Consider the following 17,419-nt stretch of genomic DNA (forward strand, 5'->3'; position numbering starts at 1 on the left):
CACAACAAAGCACCATCCAGCATTTAGTGGAGAACTAAAGGCTGGTTAGCAGCTCATCTATTCCAAACGGGGACCCGATGCAGCCCAGCAGCCCGCTCGGCATCGTCAGTCAGACCCGTGAAATTTCGAATCAGCTACTTACGTCTTTTTTTCAGAGGGTACAAGTGATTTTTGATATTTTTCTCAAATATAATAATGTTACTAACTGATCAAATGTCTATTTTTTGTCCTTCAACTACACTTGTACTCTTTTTCACAAAGATTCTAATCACTCAACTACCCCAAAACACCCAAAATTTTGTCTTCATTTGTACTATTATTCTCAAGCGGTGGCATTTCGCCTGTTATTTTAATTTTTCTTGACATGAAGACACCCACCCAATCTATTGTTTTTATTAATTAAAAAAAGGTAATTATTTGCCCTTGACTTTTTGTCTAATTTTTCACAAACCATTCTCAAGCACTAAATAGTTTTTTTACAGACACAAGCGCAATCGTCTCTCTATTTAGTGCGATTACAAGATTGGCTTTATGAAAAACCAAATCGGTAATTCACAAGTTACAAACTTTTATATTCCGGAGGAAGGAAGTTATGTCTAAACTGGTAGCCCCACATGGTGGTAAAGGTCTCGTTTGTTGCCTGCTCGAAGGCGCAGAACTCGAAGCTGAAATTAAAAAAGCTGAAGGCCTCAAAAAGCTCGATATTTCCGGCCGCGCAAAAGGCGACCTTATCATGATGGGTATCGGTGGCTTCTCCCCACTGAACGGTTTCATGGGCAAAGAAGACTGGAAGAGCGTATGTGAGAATTTAACTCTTGCAGACGGCACTTTCTGGCCAGTACCAGTTACTCTTGACGCTTCCAAAGAAGAAGCTGGCGCAATCGCAGTTGGTGAAGAAATCGCTCTCGTTCGCAACGGTATCGTATTCGCTACTATGAAAGTAGAAGAAAAATTCGAAATGACCGAAGCTGACAAAAAATGGGAATGCGAAAAAGTATTCAAAGGCGAAGGCGAAGAGTCTGCTGATGACGTATTCTGGAAGATCGCTCTTGAAGATCACCCAGGCGTAAAAATGGTTATGGCTCAGAAAGAAGTTAACCTTGCTGGTCCAGTTAAGGTTCTCTCCGAAGGCGAATACCCATCCGAATACGAAGGTGTTTACCTCCGCCCTGCAGAAGTTCGTGCAATGTTCGAAGAACGTGGTTGGTCTGAAGTTGCTGCACTGCAGTTACGTAACCCAATGCACCGTTCCCACGAATTCCTTGCAAAAATCGCTATCGAAGTTTGCGACGGCGTACTCATTCACTCCCTCATCGGTAACCTCAAGCCAGGGGACATTCCTGCAGACGTTCGCGTAAAAGCTATCGATGCACTTGTTGAGCACTACTTCGTGAATGACAACGTAATTCAGGCTGGCTACCCACTTGACATGCGTTACGCTGGTCCACGTGAAGGTCTGCTCCACGCAACTTTCCGTCAGAACTACGGCGTAAACAACATGCTCATCGGTCGTGACCACGCTGGCGTTGGTGATTTCTACGGTTTATTTGAAGCACAGGAAATCTTTGATCGTATCCCTACCCCAGCAGATGAAGGCAAAGCACTGCTTTGTAAGCCAATGAAAATTGACTGGACCTTCTACTGCTACAAGTGTGACGGTATGGCTTCCCTGCGTACTTGCCCACACAGCAAAGAAGACCGTGTTATCCTTTCCGGTACTAAACTTCGTAAAGCTCTGTCTGACGGCGCTGATGTACCTGATCACTTTGGTCGTGACGAAGTTCTCGTTATCCTTCGCGAATACTACGAAGGTCTTACCGACAAAGTTGAAGTTAAAATGCAGAACGCTGCTTCCGGCGATTCAATGTAATTTTAGCTACACAGATTATAAAAGGGGATCGGGTAACCGATCCCCTTTTTTTTATTCAAAAGAGCTTTTACGTCATAACATTATATATAGGTAGCTGCTGTATAGACACGATCTATACACTTAAATACTCATTGTAAAATCAGTAAGCTACATAGAAAAACAAAATGGGACATGCTTCCACACATCTCGCATCGCGACATCTCGCTCAAGCGCTTTGGGATCCAGCGTTATCAAAAAATTCCAATACGAAGCTGAGTGATTGGGATGCCGCACGTGTGCCAATTCGTGCAGTAAGATATAGTGCAAAGATTCTACAGGCAAAAGCAACAAACGAGCATTCAAAGAGATTGTTCCACGGCCGGAGCAACTACCCCACCGACTTTTTTGAAGACGAATCTGAACTTTTTTATAGGGAATCCCCACTTCCTGCGATGCCTCTTCCAAAAATTCAGGCAAATACTCTTTCCCGCATCGAACAAGCCAGCAGGACAATAGCTCTGCTTGTTCCTCTTCTGTCACATTATCCGGCAGCAATATTTCGTCATCAATTTCAATCGAGAGCAATCCGGATGCGGTACGTATAATTTTATCAGCTTCAATCAACCTTTCTGCAATGCTACCAGCTGCCACTTTTTGAATAGAATATTCACGATCAATAGCGGACAATAGAATTTTATCAGGAATCAAAGCTGGAAGATCTTCTGCTTTCGCTGGGAGTTCCAGCCGTCTTGCTGCTTTACGAATCCACTCTGTGCGCTTTTTCAAAATTGGAGGGAGCCACGCTTTTTTAAATGTCTGCGGCACCACAACTTCAAGCCCTTTCGTCCGCGTAATTTTTAAGCGGACATATTTAGCTCGCTTACTGCGAGTCAGCGTGTATTCGATCGTGCCATCATCTTTAAAAATCAAAACTCGAACTCCTTAAACGTAAAAATCGAGCTAACCCCTTTACCCGCATTTGCAATCACAGTACAGTCTCCGAAAACTGGCGACTAATCAGGTTCACAGCCTCACCAAGCTACCTATGCAGCTTGCCAGCCCAAGACAACGTTCTACTGCAACCCAATGGAGTTTCTTGCATGTCCCTTTCAAAGCGATCTGCATATGGCACTGCCTTATTTGCCTTTGCTGGAGCAATTTTTTGCGCACTTAATGCCACACAAAATTTAGACGTAATCTGCATAACAACAGGATGCGAAATTTTCAAAGACATTTCAGTGTTTGGAATTTCGTTATGGTGGTTTGGAACAGCGCTATTTCTTACCCTCGCTCTTTTGAACCTCTTAAACTATCAAAAAACAGCCCTGTTACTTGCTTTAAGCGCTGTTGTCATAGATTTAGGGTTCTTACTCCTAATGATATTTACAGCACCGTGCGTTCCGTGCCTCGCATTTGCAGCTATTCTTTTTATACTATTCTTCATGCAATGCTCCGTGCTCAGACGCCCTTCCATATTAGTTCTGCCTATTTTAATAATTTGGACATTACTTTTCACGCCGAATATTTTTTCAACAATAAACGAACAAATAGGCACATGGGCTATTTATGGCAACCAGCAAGCAGATGTTCAAGTCTTCTTTTCTCCAAGCTGCACTGCCTGTAAAAAACTTATTCCAAATCTTTCTAAAAAGGATTCCGGCAACATTGCCTACTATCCAATTGCAGAAACCGATGAAGACATAGAAAGAATATTTCTGATGCAGAAAGCAATCAATGACGAAAGTTCTATGTATGTTGCGTTTAATCGTGCCATTCGCGGCACAGCAGATTCAATTTCGATGCCGCTCAGAACCCGTCTGCAACTTCAGTGGAATCTTTTTAGAAACAAGTCGAAACTCGCCTCCATGGGAGTTACACGTATTCCAGTTCTCATCACCAACGGCGTACCAAGCTCTTTACTTTCTAACGAAGAAAAGCAAGGAACCAAAGGGGATGAACTAGATTTTAATGATGACTTTTCCGGCTGTACAGACGACAGCACAGAGCCTTGTGAGTAGGTAACATTCTCTAGTTATTTTCTTTTTTTGGTAGGCTGATTGTCCAACCAATTTGATTGAATGTGTTGACGCAACCATGTAATCACATTATGTGAAAAAAATCATTTGAAACCGAGGACCGGCGGGCGCGCACTATTGCCCTTTGTTGTCACACTTTTTTATGGCAATTTTCTTGGACAAATAGTGAAAAACGCTTTATAGGGTCTCCCGCTGGAATCCTTTTAGACCAAGCGAAGTAAGTCTATGCGACACCAGTTACAAGCTATTTTATCTGAACATAAACAAGAAATTACCGATGAATGGGTTTCTGCCATATTCGGTACCTACGAGATCGATACAGTAGGATTCCTGCGCAGTCAGGATAATGCTTTTGCTAACCCGGTAGGGAACAAGACAAAAAAAGCAACTGCTATTCTTATCGATGCACTCGTGGATGGTGATTTGGACAGCGACGTCGTAACTCCTGCAGTTAATGAACTGATTCAGGTACGCGCTATTCAAAAATTCGAAGCAGATCAGGCAATGTCTGTCCTCTTCGTTTTAAAAAACATCATCCGAAAACACATTGTCCCCAAACTTTCTAAGTCCGAAGAATTTGCTGATCTTCTGGAACTAGAATCAAAGATAGATTCTCTGGCCCTTGTGGGATTCCGTATTTATTCGGAATGTCGCGATAAGGTTCAGAGAATGCGCGTTGATGAATTCAAAAGGAAGCACTTTCAGCTCTTGAAAAGAGCAGAACGTATATTGGAGAAACCGGTTGGGGAACCGGAATCGTAACAACCAATAGCCTAGCAGCGAGGTAACGGAATGATAATTTCACTTCTCGCGGTTATTGCCTTAGGTATACTGGCCTGGATGGGATCAATGATGGGATTCCAATATGTTCTGGCAGTTTGTTTACCTTACACAGCAATAACCGTATTCCTTGTAGGTTTCGCATGGCGGATTATTGACTGGGCAAAGCGCCCGGTTCCGTTCAGCATTCCTACCACAGGTGGCCAACAGAAGTCTCTTCCTTGGATCAAGCCTGCCACTCTCGACAACCCGACCAATACGGCGGGTGTTTGGGGACGCATGATCCTTGAAGTTCTTTTGTTTCGCTCCCTGTTCCGCAACACTAATGTGTCAATTGAAGGCGACCGCGTGGTCTACTGGTCCTCTAAGTTCCTGTGGCTTTTCGCGCTCATCTTCCACTACTCTTTCCTTATTATTTTTGTACGTCATTTCAGGTTCTTTGCTGAGCCGGTACCATTCTTTGTGAATGCTATCGAAATGCTCGACGGCATCCTGCAGATTGGTGCACCACGTCTGTTTATGACTGGTCCACTAATTCTCATAGCGCTGGCATACCTGATTGGCCGCCGTATCTTTAGTCAGAAAGTGCGTTACATCTCTCTTTTGAGCGATTACTTCCCACTTTTCTTGATTTTCGGCCTGTGTGCTACCGGCATCGCAATGCGCTACTTCTGGAAAGTAGACATTGCTACTGTAAAAATCTTTGTATTGAGCTTGCTCCATTTCGCACCGGACACAGCTGCTCTTGCAAAAATCGGCAGCATTTTCTACGTGCACATGTTCTTCCTTGTAGTACTCCTTATGTACTTCCCGTTCAGTAAGCTTATGCATGCTGCTGGCGTATTCTTTAGTCCGACTCGTAACATGGCAAACGACAGCCGTATGAAGCTGCACGTTAACCCATGGAACCCGGAAAAAGTTTACCGCACGTACGAAGCATACGAAGATGAATTCAGGGTACCTATGGTTGAGGCAGGACTCCCGGTCGTAAAGCAGCCGGAAGAATAAGGAGCAGTTATGGCCAAAGTACCTTCACCAGAAGAGCTGATTAAAATCAGCTACGATATGCCAAGTCAAAACTGGATGGACACCAAGCCTGAGATTACTCCTGGCTCCGTTGCTTATCCAGCTAAGAAAGTGACCATGGAACCTCTTGGAATGCCTAATCCGCACGATTGGAATCCATTTGAGGAAGATTGGCACCTCCCGGAAAACTGGGAAGAAATCATCTACAACGGTTTGAAAGAACGTCTTGAAAAATATCGTTCTCTCAAACTTTTCATGGACATCTGTGTTCGCTGTGGTGCCTGTGCTGATAAGTGTCACTACTTCATTGGTTCCGGCGACCCTAAAAACATGCCTGTTCTGCGTGCAGAGCTGCTCCGTTCTGTTTACCGTAAAGATTTTACCACTGCTGGTAAAATTCTTGGTAAACTTGCCGGTGCTCGCAAACTCGACAAAGACGTGATTAAAGAGTGGTTCTACTACTTCTATCAGTGTACTGAATGTCGTCGTTGCTCCCTGTACTGCCCATACGGTATTGATACCGCTGAAATTACTATGATGGCTCGTGAGTTGCTGCACGAACTCGGTCTTGGTCTGCACTGGATCATGGACCCTGTTAGCAACTGTAACCGTACTGGTAACCACCTTGGTATTACACCGCATGCCTTCAAAGAAATCGTAGAATTCCTCTGCGAAGACATTGAAGAAGTTACCGGTATCTCAATCAACCCTACTTTCAACGAACCTGGTCATGAAGTTCTCTTCATCACCCCTTCCGGTGACGCATTTGCAGAACCGGGCATCTACACCTTCATGGGTTACCTGATGCTGTTCGAAGAAATTGGACTTGATTACACCTTATCTACTTATGCATCTGAAGGTGGTAACTTCGGTCTCTTTACATCATCCAGCATGATGAAGAAACTGAACGCCAAGATGTACGCTGAAGCAGAACGCTTAGGCTCCAAGTGGATTCTTGGTGGTGAGTGTGGTCACATGTGGCGTGTTATTAACCAGTACATGTCAACCATGAACGGTCCGGCACCTTCCTGCATGGAAACTCCAGTAAGCCCAATTACTGGTACCGTGTTCGAGAATGCTAGCGAAACCAAAATGGTTCACATTGCTGAGTTCACAGCTGACCTCATCAAGCACAACAAGATTCGCCTTGATCCTTCACGTAACGATCATCTCAAAACTACCTACCACGATAGCTGTAACCCAGCGCGTGCTATGGGTCTTCTTGAAGAACCACGTGAAATCATGCGTGCAGTCTCTAATAACTTCTACGAAATGCCTGAAAACACCATCCGCGAACAGACTTTCTGTTGTGGCGCGGGTTCCGGTCTCAACACTGATGAGATTATGGAAATCCGTATGCGTGGTGCTCTTCCTCGTGGTAACGCTCTGCGTTACGTACAGGAAAAACATGGTGTTAACATGATGTCTTGTGTTTGTGCTATTGACCGTGCAACTCTTCCTCCGTTGGCCGATTACTGGGCACCGGGTGTAGATATTGCTGGCGTGCACGAACTTGTCGCTAACGCCCTCGTAATGAAAGGCGAGAAAAAGCGTACTATGGACCTCAGGCAGGAAGAACTGCCAGGAATGGAGGATGAATAATCATGTATAACAGCAAGTATGTTATCTCCGGACTGGTAATCTTTTTAGCCGTTTTTTCATACCCTTTCTGGGGCAATCTGGCTTCCAAAGACTACACTGGTCCAAAACTGAGCCTGCCTGCTGATCAAAAGCAGTGCATTGAGCCTGTTGAGTTTATGCGCGCCGAGCACATGACTCTTCTTAACCAGTGGCGTGATTCTGCACTTCGTGACGAGAAACGTGTATACGTTGCTTCTAACGGTGCAACTTGGGAAACAAGCCTGCAGAAAACTTGTATGAGCTGTCATACCAATAAGGCTGAGTTCTGTGACACTTGTCACCTTGAGAACGCCGTGGAACCATACTGTTGGACTTGCCACGTTCCGCCTAAGGGGAATGAATAATGAAACGTAGCAGAAGACAATTCCTTAAGGTTGCCAGCCTTTCTGTTGCAGGTCTTGGCGCTCAGCTCGCAGCTGGCGGTATGACCCAAGCAGCTGCTGCTGTTAAACCTAGTTACAAAAAAAATGCTCTTGCGCTTAAAGCTAAGCGTTGGGCTATGGTTATTGATACTCGCGAGTTTGCTTCTAAAGAAGACTTTGATGCTTGCATCAATGCTTGTGACACAGCGCATAACATTCCACTTATTCCAGGTAAAACTGAAATCAAATGGATTTGGAAAGACGCTTACGAGCACACCTTCACAGAAACAACCAACAAGTATCAGTCAAAAGAAGTTGAAGATCGTGAATACTTCATGCTCTGCAACCACTGCGAAAACCCTCCATGTGTTCGCGTATGTCCTACTCAGGCTACTTACAAGCTTGAAAACGGCATCGTTGCTATGGATTACCATCGCTGTATCGGTTGTCGTTTCTGCATGGCAGGTTGCCCATTCGGCGCACGCTCATTCAACTTCACTGACCCTCGTCCATACATTAAAGACATCAACCCTAAGTTCCCAACCCGTATGATGGGTGTTGTGGAAAAATGTAACTTCTGTGTTGAACGTCTTGATGAAGGCAAGCTTCCAGCTTGTGTTGAAGCCGCTCCGGGTAAAATTCACTTCGGCGACTTGTCAGATCCTGAATCTGAAGTTCGTAAGTTGCTCGAAGAGAACTATACACTTCGTCGTAAACCAGCATTAGGCACTGAGCCTGGTGTATTCTACATAATTTAGGAGGCCCATCATGCTCGAAAAAGTTTTGAAAGGATCTCCAAAGTACTATATGTGGCTGGCTTTCCTTGGCGGCATCATCGGCATCGGTGCAATTACATACCTGTTCCAGCTTAAATACGGTCTTAGCCTTACAGGCATGAGCCGTGACGTAACTTGGGGCTTTTATATTGCTCAGTTCACCTACCTCGTAGGTGTCGCTGCATCCGCTGTTATGCTGGTTCTTCCAGCATACTTCCACGGCTACAAGCAGTTCAAGAAGATCATCATTTTTGGTGAATTCATGGCAATTGGCGCAGTAATTATGTGTATGCTCTTTATCGTAGTTGATATGGGTATGCCTCAGCGTATGCTGAACGTAATGCTGCACCCTACCTTTAACTCCGTTATGTTCTACGACATGATGGTACTTATAGGTTACCTTTGCCTTAACGCAATTATCGGTTGGAAAACTCTGGAATGCGAACGCTTCCAGATCGCTCCACCACAGTGGGTTAAATACCTTATTTACACTTCAGTAATTTGGGCATTCTCAATCCACACAGTAACTGCGTTCTTATCTCAGGGTCTCCCGGGTCGTCATTACTGGCTTACCGCCGTACTTGCTGCTCGATTCCTTGCTTCTGCATTCTGCGCAGGTCCAGCACTTCTTCTCCTCCTTCTCATGGTTGTGAAGAAACTTGCTAAATTTGAAATTGGTAAAGAGGCTATCAAGACTCTTACCATCATCATTACCTACGCAATGTGCCTCAACGTATTCCTGTTCCTTTGTGAAGTGTTTACTGCATTCTACAGTAACATTCCGGGTCATATGCATCCGCTTCACTTCCTGTTCGCAGGTACTGAACAGGGTCTTCCTTGGGTAACTTACTGGATGTGGATTGGCGCAGTTCTCGCTATTGCTAGCCTTGTACTGCTCATTCCTACTTCCCTGCGTGAAAACATGAAGATCCTTCCTTGGGCTCTCGGCATGCTCGTTCTCGCTACCTGGATTGACAAAGGTCTTGGTCTCATCGTTGGTGGTTTCGCACCATCACCGTTTGAAACCTGGGCTCTCTACGCACCAACAGTACCTGAACTGCTGATTTCTCTCGGCATCTTCGGTGTTGGCGCATTCGTAGTGTCTATCCTTTGGAAGATCGCTATCGATGTAAAAAGAGAAGCTGGTACTCTGTAGTTTCCGTTTCTTAAAAAAATTAGGGTCTACCCATTGGGTAGACCCTTTTTTTATACCCTACCAACCAACTGGTTGATGTCCTTTCACCCATACTCTATTCTTTAACTATGAAAAAACACATACCACAAACGCTGTTACAGCCTGAACCTGCTGACACGTCTAAGTACAAACAAAACCATTCTATTGTGTTAAAAAATGAATCTGTACAGCATCCACACACAACAGATCAACAACCAGTACGTATAGATGAGTTAATAGAATCTATCTCACAAAGAAATCAAGAAGCAATGTCTCCATTGCGCAAGCAAAAAAAGCACAACAAAGCAGTGTTAAATTCTGTTCTGCGTTCTATCTTCTCTTCATAGTATCACATCTGCATCATTGCATCGACATTGCAGCCCTTCTTCCCCTCCTTTATTTCGTTAGTTATTTATTTTTATTGGAAAAAAAATACACAATCTAACTATTTTAGACTACAGTGCTTTGTTTATAAGCAGTCAAATTGTAAGCCAGTTCCGTAACCACCTCGTAACATTTATTTTTCTGTTACATATTACGTTAGAACGCTTTTCCCATATAAGCTTAATTCATTGGAAGCTTCGGATACTGCCGCCCACTGACTGCAAATTTATATGAAACGGCATAATGCGGAGTGCGTTACTCGTACCCGCCCTTGCATAGCGCCTTTTTGAATAATGCAAGCCTGCCCTTTCTGGCCCTGTGGTGTAACAAACCTACTATGAATGAAGGCTCTTTCTACGGTTTACAAGAAAAAGGAAGCTACATGTCATCCCCAAAGGTGATGCTTGAAGTACAAAATCTCACTAAAATCTTTGGCACGAACCCTAAACGGGCTCTACCACTCCTAGAAAAAGGGCTCACTAAAGACGAAATACTCCAAAAAACCGGCTTAACAGTTGGAGTACACGATGCATCTTTCACCGTGTATGAAGGGGAAATTTTTGTCATTATGGGTCTTTCCGGCTCTGGAAAATCAACCCTTGTCCGCATGTTAAACCGGCTAATTGAACCAAACGCCGGAAGCGTCTCAATGCATGGTAAAAATATTACCGAAATGACGCACGACGAACTGGTTCAATTCCGGCTCCACAACATGAGTATGGTGTTCCAATCCTTCGCACTCATGCCTCACCTGTCAGTCCTGGATAATGCTGCATTCGGACTTGAACTTGCGGGAGTTCCTAAAAAAGAGCGATCAAAACGCGCCCTCGAATCATTAGAGCAAGTAGGCCTTGCTGGATGGGAAAAGTCCAACCCAGACCAACTTAGCGGTGGTATGCAACAGCGTGTGGGCTTAGCTCGTGGTCTTGCGGTTGATCCTGAAATCATGCTTATGGATGAAGCTTTTTCTGCGCTTGATCCACTCATCCGTACTGAAATGCAAGATGAATTGCTGATGCTTCAAGAAAAATATCGCCGGACTATCATATTTATTTCGCATGACCTAAACGAAGCGCTCCGCATCGGAGATCGAATAGGCATAATGCAAGGCGGAAAAATTATTCAGGTAGGCACTCCGGAAGATGTCCTTCAAAATCCCGCCAATGACTACGTAAAAGCATTCTTTAAAGGCGTTGACCCTACAAGTGTACTCAGTGCAAAGGATATCGCCTCTAAAAACCACCCGACCATAATCATTACAAAGGGCGGAAACCTGCGCACTACCCATGAAATTTTGAGTGCCAGCGAACGTGACTATGCATTTGTTCTCGATCCTCAGCATAAGTTGCAGGGTGTGGTTTCAACCGATTCTATTCTTGAGAAATTGAAAGAGAAAAATCCTGAAAGCACCCTGCGTGATGCTTTTCTTCCAGGCATAAAAGTAGTCAACGAAGATGACACGATGCAGGAAATACTGCCCCTCGTTGCGCAAACCGCAAGCCCCGTTCCTGTTTTAGACAGCAATATGAAGTTTAAAGGGGTTGTCTCGAAAACTCGTTTTCTTAATACATTACACCGCAGTGGTGAGAGTTCTGAAATTTTAGAATCCTATACTATATAAGGAGCTCTGGTATGTTTAACGATCAAGTTATTCCAATGGATGTCTGGATCACAGACGGTGTCAACTGGCTTGTGGATAACCACAGAGCTTTCTTTCTCAAACTGAAATGGCCTGTTGAACAGACTCTTAATGCACTGGATCACGGGCTTAACGCCTTGCATCCTGTAATAATAATTATCGCAGTACTCCTATTAGCATGGAAAATTGCCGGATGGAGAATTTCTCTTTTTTCAGTACTCTCTCTCGTCCTTATCGGCCTACTTGGCTTATGGGAAGCAACCATGACAACCATGGCCATGGTTCTTTCTTCAGTTATCTTTTGTGTTATTGCCGGCGTTCCACTCGGAATTTATGCAGGGCGCAGTAACCGCTTTGAGCAAATCATGCGGCCTATGCTTGATGCCATGCAAACAACACCATCATTTGTCTACCTAGTACCGATTGTTATGCTCTTTTCCATTGGTAATGCTGCTGGTGTACTAGCTACAATTATCTTTGCGCTTCCACCCATCATCCGACTCACATCACTGGGTATCCGACAGGTTCCGAGAGAGCTCATTGAAGCCGCCGAAGCCTTTGGAGCAACAAATCGACAAATCCTAGTAAAAGTACAAATCCCCCTTGCCATGCCGACTATTTTGGCTGGGCTTAATCAGACAATTATGATGGCTCTTTCCATGGTTGTTGTTGCGGCTCTTATTGGCGCAGGTGGGCTGGGATCGCCAGTAATTCTCGGGCTAAACTCCCTTGATATTGGCCTTGCTGCAATCGGCGGTATCAGTATCGTTCTTATGGCTGTTATGCTTGATCGCATCACCCAAGCTGCGGCTCAGAAAAAAAAATAAGCTGAAGCCATACCACAAGCTGCTCCTGATACACATTAAGAAAACCTTTAGCACCGTAGGATGTATTCAACGATGTTTAAAAAGATTTTACTCGCCCTACTTATTGTATCCATGTCTGTTCCTGCCTTTGCATTTAGCGACAAGCCGGGTGAAGGAATCACCATCAGACCTGCTCGTGCCACATGGACAACAGGTTACTTTCACTCGATGATCATCGAAAAAGGACTTCGCGAACTTGGGTATACCGTTAAAAAATCCAAAGAGCTTCCTGTAGCACTGTTCTTTAAAACACTCTCACTGGGTGATGTAGACTACTGGCCAAATGGTTGGTTCCCGCTCTACGACAACTATCTGGAAAAATTTCAAGATTCGATCTCTCCAATTGGCTATGTATTAAAAAAACAGGCTCTGCAGGGATATCTTGTCGATAAAGAGCATGCTGACAAACTGAATATTAAATCACTGGAAGATTTCAAACGGCCTGAAGTTCGTAGAGCGTTTGATAAAGACGGAGATGGCAAAGCAGATCTTACCGGCGCACCTCATGGGTGGGAGAACGTTAAAGTTATCGATATGCATATCGACAAATACGGCCTGAAAGATCATGTCGAACAGGTAAGCGCATCGTATGAAGCGGCTATGGCGGCGAATATTGCGGCTTACAAAAGCGGAGAGCCAATTTTTTACTACACTTGGACTCCAAGCTGGACCATCTATAAATTGATTCCAGGCAAAGACGTTGTATGGATTAACGTTCCGCACAACATCCCGACCACTGGTTCCAAAGAGGAGCTCGCTTTAATGCGTTTGCATGAAGTAGAAGGCGCTGTATCCAACCCTATTGATATGGGCTTTAGTGTTGCTGATATCCGTGTCGTAGCGAACAATAACTTTCTTGCACAAAACCCGCCTGCTAGAAAATTTTTAGAACTTTTCACCATCGACTTGAGTGACCTCAGCGAAGAATACACAAAACTCATGGAAGGCGAAAAATCTCAACGCGATATTGAGCGTCATGCTGATGAATGGATTGAAAACAATCAGGTTCTTTGGAACAGCTGGCTTACTCAGGCCAGACGCACCATAAGATAAATCATTCACTACAAAAAAAGCCCCGCTTTCTTACGAAAGCGGGGCTTTTTATTATTAAAATGGAAACCTTAAACGTAGTTGGCAACAAGGATTACAACACCGCATACAGCTGCTGTAGCGATGCCCATACTGCCACCAGGAGTCATGTATACAAGCTGCTGTGCTGCTACTTTTGCCTCACGGCGAAGTTTGTAGCTCATTGCACACGGTAACAGGATACAGATAACCGCAAGAGCTGCTCCGGCATGAGCAAGTGCTGCGATAAAGCCGCCCGGTGCAAGTAATGAGGCAATAACAACCGGAACAAACACAATCAAGGTTGTTCCCATACGTTCTTTGCCAGTATTACCACGACGCAGAGTTTCTGCAGTGAGGTCGAACAAAGAAAGTGCTACGCCAAAAAATGATGTAATCAGCGCAAAGGCTGCGAAGACAGACAGAATAGTTTGAATTACCACTGAACCGTTGCACATAGATTTGATAAGAGAATCTACGCTGCCACTCATGTTTACGATCTGATCCATAGGCACGCTGCCAAGCGACAGGAATAACCAGAGCATGTAGCACAACAGTGGAAGCAAAGTACCCCAGAACATAATACGAATAAGCTGTCTGGTGTTTGTGCCCACAACAGTGGTGATACTAGGAATACAGAAGTGGAAAGAGAAAGATGCAAAGAGTACCGGAATAGCACCCACAAGATACTTATAATTAGGTGTGGCATTCATCAGCACATCAACATCTACAGTAGTACTTAATGTTGCAAATGCAATAGCCATTGCACCAAGCATACTTAAGAAAAACAAACTGTTAAAACGTACAATCGCGTTTGTACCTAAGTAGATAATAACTGCCATTGCTGCTGCGAATCCAACGGAGCAAGCTCCTGTACTGATAGGGTCAGCATTAACGCCAATAGCACGAGCAATAAGGCCACCCATTGCGGTCACGTACGCAACAAGTACAGCGTAGAGAAGAAAAGTAAGACAAACAACAGCAATTACCTGCCCCCATCTGCCAAGAACTTTCTTAACCATCATATTTACGTTTAAGCCAGCTCCGACCTGAAGGTTAACCTCAAGCAAAAGAAGCGAAGTGTAGAATGCCAGAGCCCACATGACCAGAAGCAGCACCATGCTGACTTTGAAGCCTAGGAAGCCGATTGCCATTGGCAAACCAAGCATTCCCGCACCGATAGTGGTGCCAGCTACAACACAGACTGCATCCAGAGATTGAGACTTCATAATTATAACCCCCATAGGTCATTTGTGCCCGCGCCTACACCAGATAACAAACAATAGTGTTCAGCACCTGATTCAACCGTTTTCGAAACAGATTGGGGAACACTTTTACTAGTGAGAATTGTAAGAATAAAAAAGCGTGACGGTACTTCTCGCCCTTTGGAGGCTTACTATTATTTTTTAATGTAAAACCTACTAAGTTGTGTGCAGCGATACAGTAACGATGCCGACTTATACAGTTGCGCGATTAATCTTTATAGTCAGCACCAAGTACACGTTGTGATAAGACAAGGTCAAGCACTGTAATGCATATTTTTTACGTTTCTGACAAAAACTAACACTTTCAGCATTTTATTATAATCTATGCACGGCAGCGCTACAATAGACTTTTTTACAATATTGTACAGTGGATATACATTTTTGTTTCCATGTTTAACATTAATGTTTAATTCGGTGTTGTCATTTTTGTACAAAACTCTTCCTTGCATCATTCCGAAAAACTCACTATTAAGCCTTCGTCTCGCTTTGAAAAAGTGAGTACACGCGTACATTGCATTTTTAAATTTTCTGTATTTACAATAAGTTATTGACCACAGGATGCTTAGTTTTTCAAACTATTCTATAGTCAATATACGGCGAAGACCTCCAGACCGATCCGAAATTTCAAACGGACCGCGCCTGTGTCCACCCTATGTGTTTTTATTATTCATGGAGGATACACTGTGCGTTCACACGCTATTTTTAGCAGGCGAACTTTTCGGCCTGCTCTACTCACTACTCTCACATCCGGCTATACTCTTTCGCAATTTGTCAAAGATGTTGTTTCTGGTTCTACAGTAGGTATTGTTGCCCTGCCGTTAGCCATGGCATTTGCAATTGCCAGTGGTTGTTCCCCTGAAAAAGGACTCTTTACAGCCATCGTAGCCGGCTTCATTATTTCCGCAATTGGCGGTTCTCGTTTTCAAATTGGCGGCCCTACAGGGGCATTTGTTGTTATTGTTGCAGGGATCATAGCCAGACATGGTTATGAAGGGCTTGTAGTAGCAACAGGCATGGCGGGCATAATCTTGCTTGTTATGGGCTTTTGCGGATTGGGTAGACTGCTCAAATTCATTCCGTACCCTGTAACTACCGGCTTCACCACCGGCATCGCTCTGCTGATTTTTACAACGCAGATAAAAGACTTACTCGGGCTACAATTGATGGATCTTCCAGCGTCGTTCATCCCAAAAGTAACGACGTTAGTGCAGGCATCACCTACTGCCCATGTAGATTCAATTACTGTTGCGGGCGTTACTATTGTAACAATATACCTTACCCGTAAACTGTTCCCAAGATTTCCGTCGCATATTGCAGGTATTTTAGCCGCATCTGCCGTGGCAATCATAGGCGGGTTGGATGTTTCAACTATTGGAACACGCTTTGGCGGCATTCCGGCAGAACTACCTACCTTTGCATTACCGGCTAATATTCCTTCACTCGTTGTGACCATGCTTCCTGATGCCCTCACCATTGCCCTGCTGGCAGCCATTGAGTCTCTCTTAAGTGCTGTTGTGGCTGACGGTATGACTGGTGAACGCCATCATTCGTCCACCGAACTCATTGGGCAAGGCATTGCGAACATCGCATCATCCTTCTTCGGCGGCATCCCTGCTACAGGTGCAATTGCCCGTACCGCTACCAACATTCGCGCAGGTGCATTCTCACCGGTATCCGGTATGGTTCATGCGATTGTACTTGCGTTATTTGTTAAATTCTTTGCTCCGGTTGCTTCCGCAATTCCACTTGCCAGCCTTGCCGGTGTACTCACCTATGTCGCATGGGATATGAGTGAACTGCCAAAATTCGTTCACATTCTCCGTGCTCCAAAGTCAGACGCTGCAGTTATGGTTTGCACATTCATGCTTACTGTTCTTGTAGACCTCACTGTAGGTGTACAGTTTGGCGTTGTGTTAGCTGCACTGCTCCTTATTGGACGCATCAGTGACGCAACCCAATTCCAGAACTGGGAACGAACAAAAGCTGCTCCAGTAAAACATGCTCCATCGTGGGACAGCGAAATTGAAGTCTATGAAATCAACGGCCCATTCTTCTTTGGTTGTGCCGACCGTTTCTCACAGACATTCTCTTTGATGCGCAAACCACCTCGAGCCATTATTTTTAGAATGCGCCATGTTCATACTATTGATGCTACGGCGTTACACGCAATTGAACTGGTTCTGCTCCAAATGCAGCAATTGAATGTACACGTGATGTTCTCCGGTGTTGATCCTTCCATCCAAAAACAAATGGTACGGTTTGGTTTGTTGTCATTTATTAGCAATGACGACATCTGCCACTCCTTTGGGACAGCATGGTCTAAAGCACACAAACTTGTTGATGAAACGAGTGCATCACCTACTGTAAAGCCTGCCGTAGCCTAATCTAGAGCACCTCTTCTTAGCCCTGTAACACCTGTTGCAGGGCTTTTTTTGTCCATTGTTTGCGTTAGTCATTGTCTTTTAAGGGTATTAAGTATTTTTCAGTGTATACCATTCTAGATAGCCATCAGAGTATGGTATCGTACTCACACTGTTTTTTTACTATTACCCA

14 protein-coding genes are annotated in these 17,419 nt (G+C 44.4%); 12 read left to right on the forward strand and 2 right to left on the reverse strand.

Translation table 11 applies throughout. The annotated features are described in order from the left end of the window. Positions 1–592: 592 nt before the first annotated feature. Positions 593–1,870, forward strand: a complete 1,278-nt coding sequence (gene sat / locus ACZ5V1_RS09245; protein ID WP_464391589.1) for a sulfate adenylyltransferase — start codon at positions 593–595, stop codon at positions 1,868–1,870. Positions 1,871–2,017: 147 nt separating this feature from the next. On the opposite strand, the gene ACZ5V1_RS09250 is transcribed toward sat, so the two are convergent. Beyond that, positions 2,018–2,779 carry a M48 family metallopeptidase gene (locus ACZ5V1_RS09250; protein ID WP_464391590.1) on the reverse strand — a complete coding sequence of 254 codons (762 nt, stop codon included), beginning with the start codon at positions 2,777–2,779 and terminating at the stop codon, positions 2,018–2,020. A 170-nt stretch (positions 2,780–2,949) separates the two neighbouring features. Here ACZ5V1_RS09250 and ACZ5V1_RS09255 point away from each other — a divergent pair, with 170 nt between their 5' ends. The 10 genes from ACZ5V1_RS09255 to proX all read left to right on the forward strand — a co-directional run bounded on the left by ACZ5V1_RS09255 (position 2,950) and on the right by proX (position 13,586). Beyond that, positions 2,950–3,867, forward strand: coding sequence for a hypothetical protein (locus ACZ5V1_RS09255; RefSeq protein WP_464391591.1), 918 nt, complete (start codon positions 2,950–2,952; stop codon positions 3,865–3,867). A 243-nt stretch (positions 3,868–4,110) separates the two neighbouring features. Beyond that, the gene (locus ACZ5V1_RS09260; RefSeq protein ID WP_464391592.1) at positions 4,111–4,647 is read left to right on the forward strand and encodes an RsbRD N-terminal domain-containing protein; all 537 of its coding nucleotides are present in this window, start codon (positions 4,111–4,113) and stop codon (positions 4,645–4,647) included. Positions 4,648–4,677: 30 nt separating this feature from the next. After that, complete coding sequence (gene dsrM / locus ACZ5V1_RS09265; RefSeq protein WP_464388593.1) at positions 4,678–5,673, forward strand: sulfate reduction electron transfer complex DsrMKJOP subunit DsrM; 996 nt, start codon at positions 4,678–4,680, stop codon at positions 5,671–5,673. A 9-nt stretch (positions 5,674–5,682) separates the two neighbouring features. Continuing rightward, positions 5,683–7,293 (forward strand): sulfate reduction electron transfer complex DsrMKJOP subunit DsrK, encoded by a 1,611-nt coding sequence (gene dsrK, locus ACZ5V1_RS09270; protein WP_464388594.1) that lies wholly within the window; start codon positions 5,683–5,685, stop codon positions 7,291–7,293. A gap of 2 nt (positions 7,294–7,295) precedes the next feature. Continuing rightward, positions 7,296–7,676, forward strand: a complete 381-nt coding sequence (gene dsrJ, locus ACZ5V1_RS09275) for a sulfate reduction electron transfer complex DsrMKJOP subunit DsrJ (RefSeq protein ID WP_464388595.1) — start codon at positions 7,296–7,298, stop codon at positions 7,674–7,676. Further along, positions 7,676–8,452 (forward strand): sulfate reduction electron transfer complex DsrMKJOP subunit DsrO, encoded by a 777-nt coding sequence (gene dsrO / locus ACZ5V1_RS09280; RefSeq protein ID WP_464388596.1) that lies wholly within the window; start codon positions 7,676–7,678, stop codon positions 8,450–8,452. Before dsrJ ends, dsrO begins: the two co-directional genes overlap by 1 nt. Before the next feature lie 10 nt (positions 8,453–8,462). Further along, positions 8,463–9,626 carry a sulfate reduction electron transfer complex DsrMKJOP subunit DsrP gene (gene dsrP / locus ACZ5V1_RS09285; protein WP_464388597.1) on the forward strand — a complete coding sequence of 388 codons (1,164 nt, stop codon included), beginning with the start codon at positions 8,463–8,465 and terminating at the stop codon, positions 9,624–9,626. 784 nt (positions 9,627–10,410) lie between these two features. Further along, positions 10,411–11,649 (forward strand): glycine betaine/L-proline ABC transporter ATP-binding protein ProV, encoded by a 1,239-nt coding sequence (gene proV / locus ACZ5V1_RS09290; RefSeq protein WP_464388598.1) that lies wholly within the window; start codon positions 10,411–10,413, stop codon positions 11,647–11,649. 11 nt (positions 11,650–11,660) lie between these two features. After that, a complete protein-coding gene (locus tag ACZ5V1_RS09295; RefSeq protein ID WP_464388599.1) occupies positions 11,661–12,494 on the forward strand; it encodes an ABC transporter permease in 834 nt (277 codons plus the stop codon). A 72-nt stretch (positions 12,495–12,566) separates the two neighbouring features. Continuing rightward, on the forward strand, positions 12,567–13,586 hold the full coding sequence (gene proX / locus ACZ5V1_RS09300) for a glycine betaine/L-proline ABC transporter substrate-binding protein ProX (protein ID WP_464388600.1): 1,020 nt from the start codon (positions 12,567–12,569) through the stop codon (positions 13,584–13,586). A 68-nt stretch (positions 13,587–13,654) separates the two neighbouring features. On the opposite strand, the gene ACZ5V1_RS09305 is transcribed toward proX, so the two are convergent. Further along, positions 13,655–14,830 carry an amino acid permease gene (locus ACZ5V1_RS09305; RefSeq protein ID WP_464388601.1) on the reverse strand — a complete coding sequence of 392 codons (1,176 nt, stop codon included), beginning with the start codon at positions 14,828–14,830 and terminating at the stop codon, positions 13,655–13,657. A 719-nt stretch (positions 14,831–15,549) separates the two neighbouring features. Between ACZ5V1_RS09305 and ACZ5V1_RS09310 the strand changes: the two genes are divergently transcribed. Beyond that, positions 15,550–17,250, forward strand: a complete 1,701-nt coding sequence (locus tag ACZ5V1_RS09310; RefSeq protein WP_464388602.1) for a SulP family inorganic anion transporter — start codon at positions 15,550–15,552, stop codon at positions 17,248–17,250. Positions 17,251–17,419: the final 169 nt, after the last annotated feature.

Source organism: Halodesulfovibrio oceani subsp. galateae (assembly GCF_055397225.1).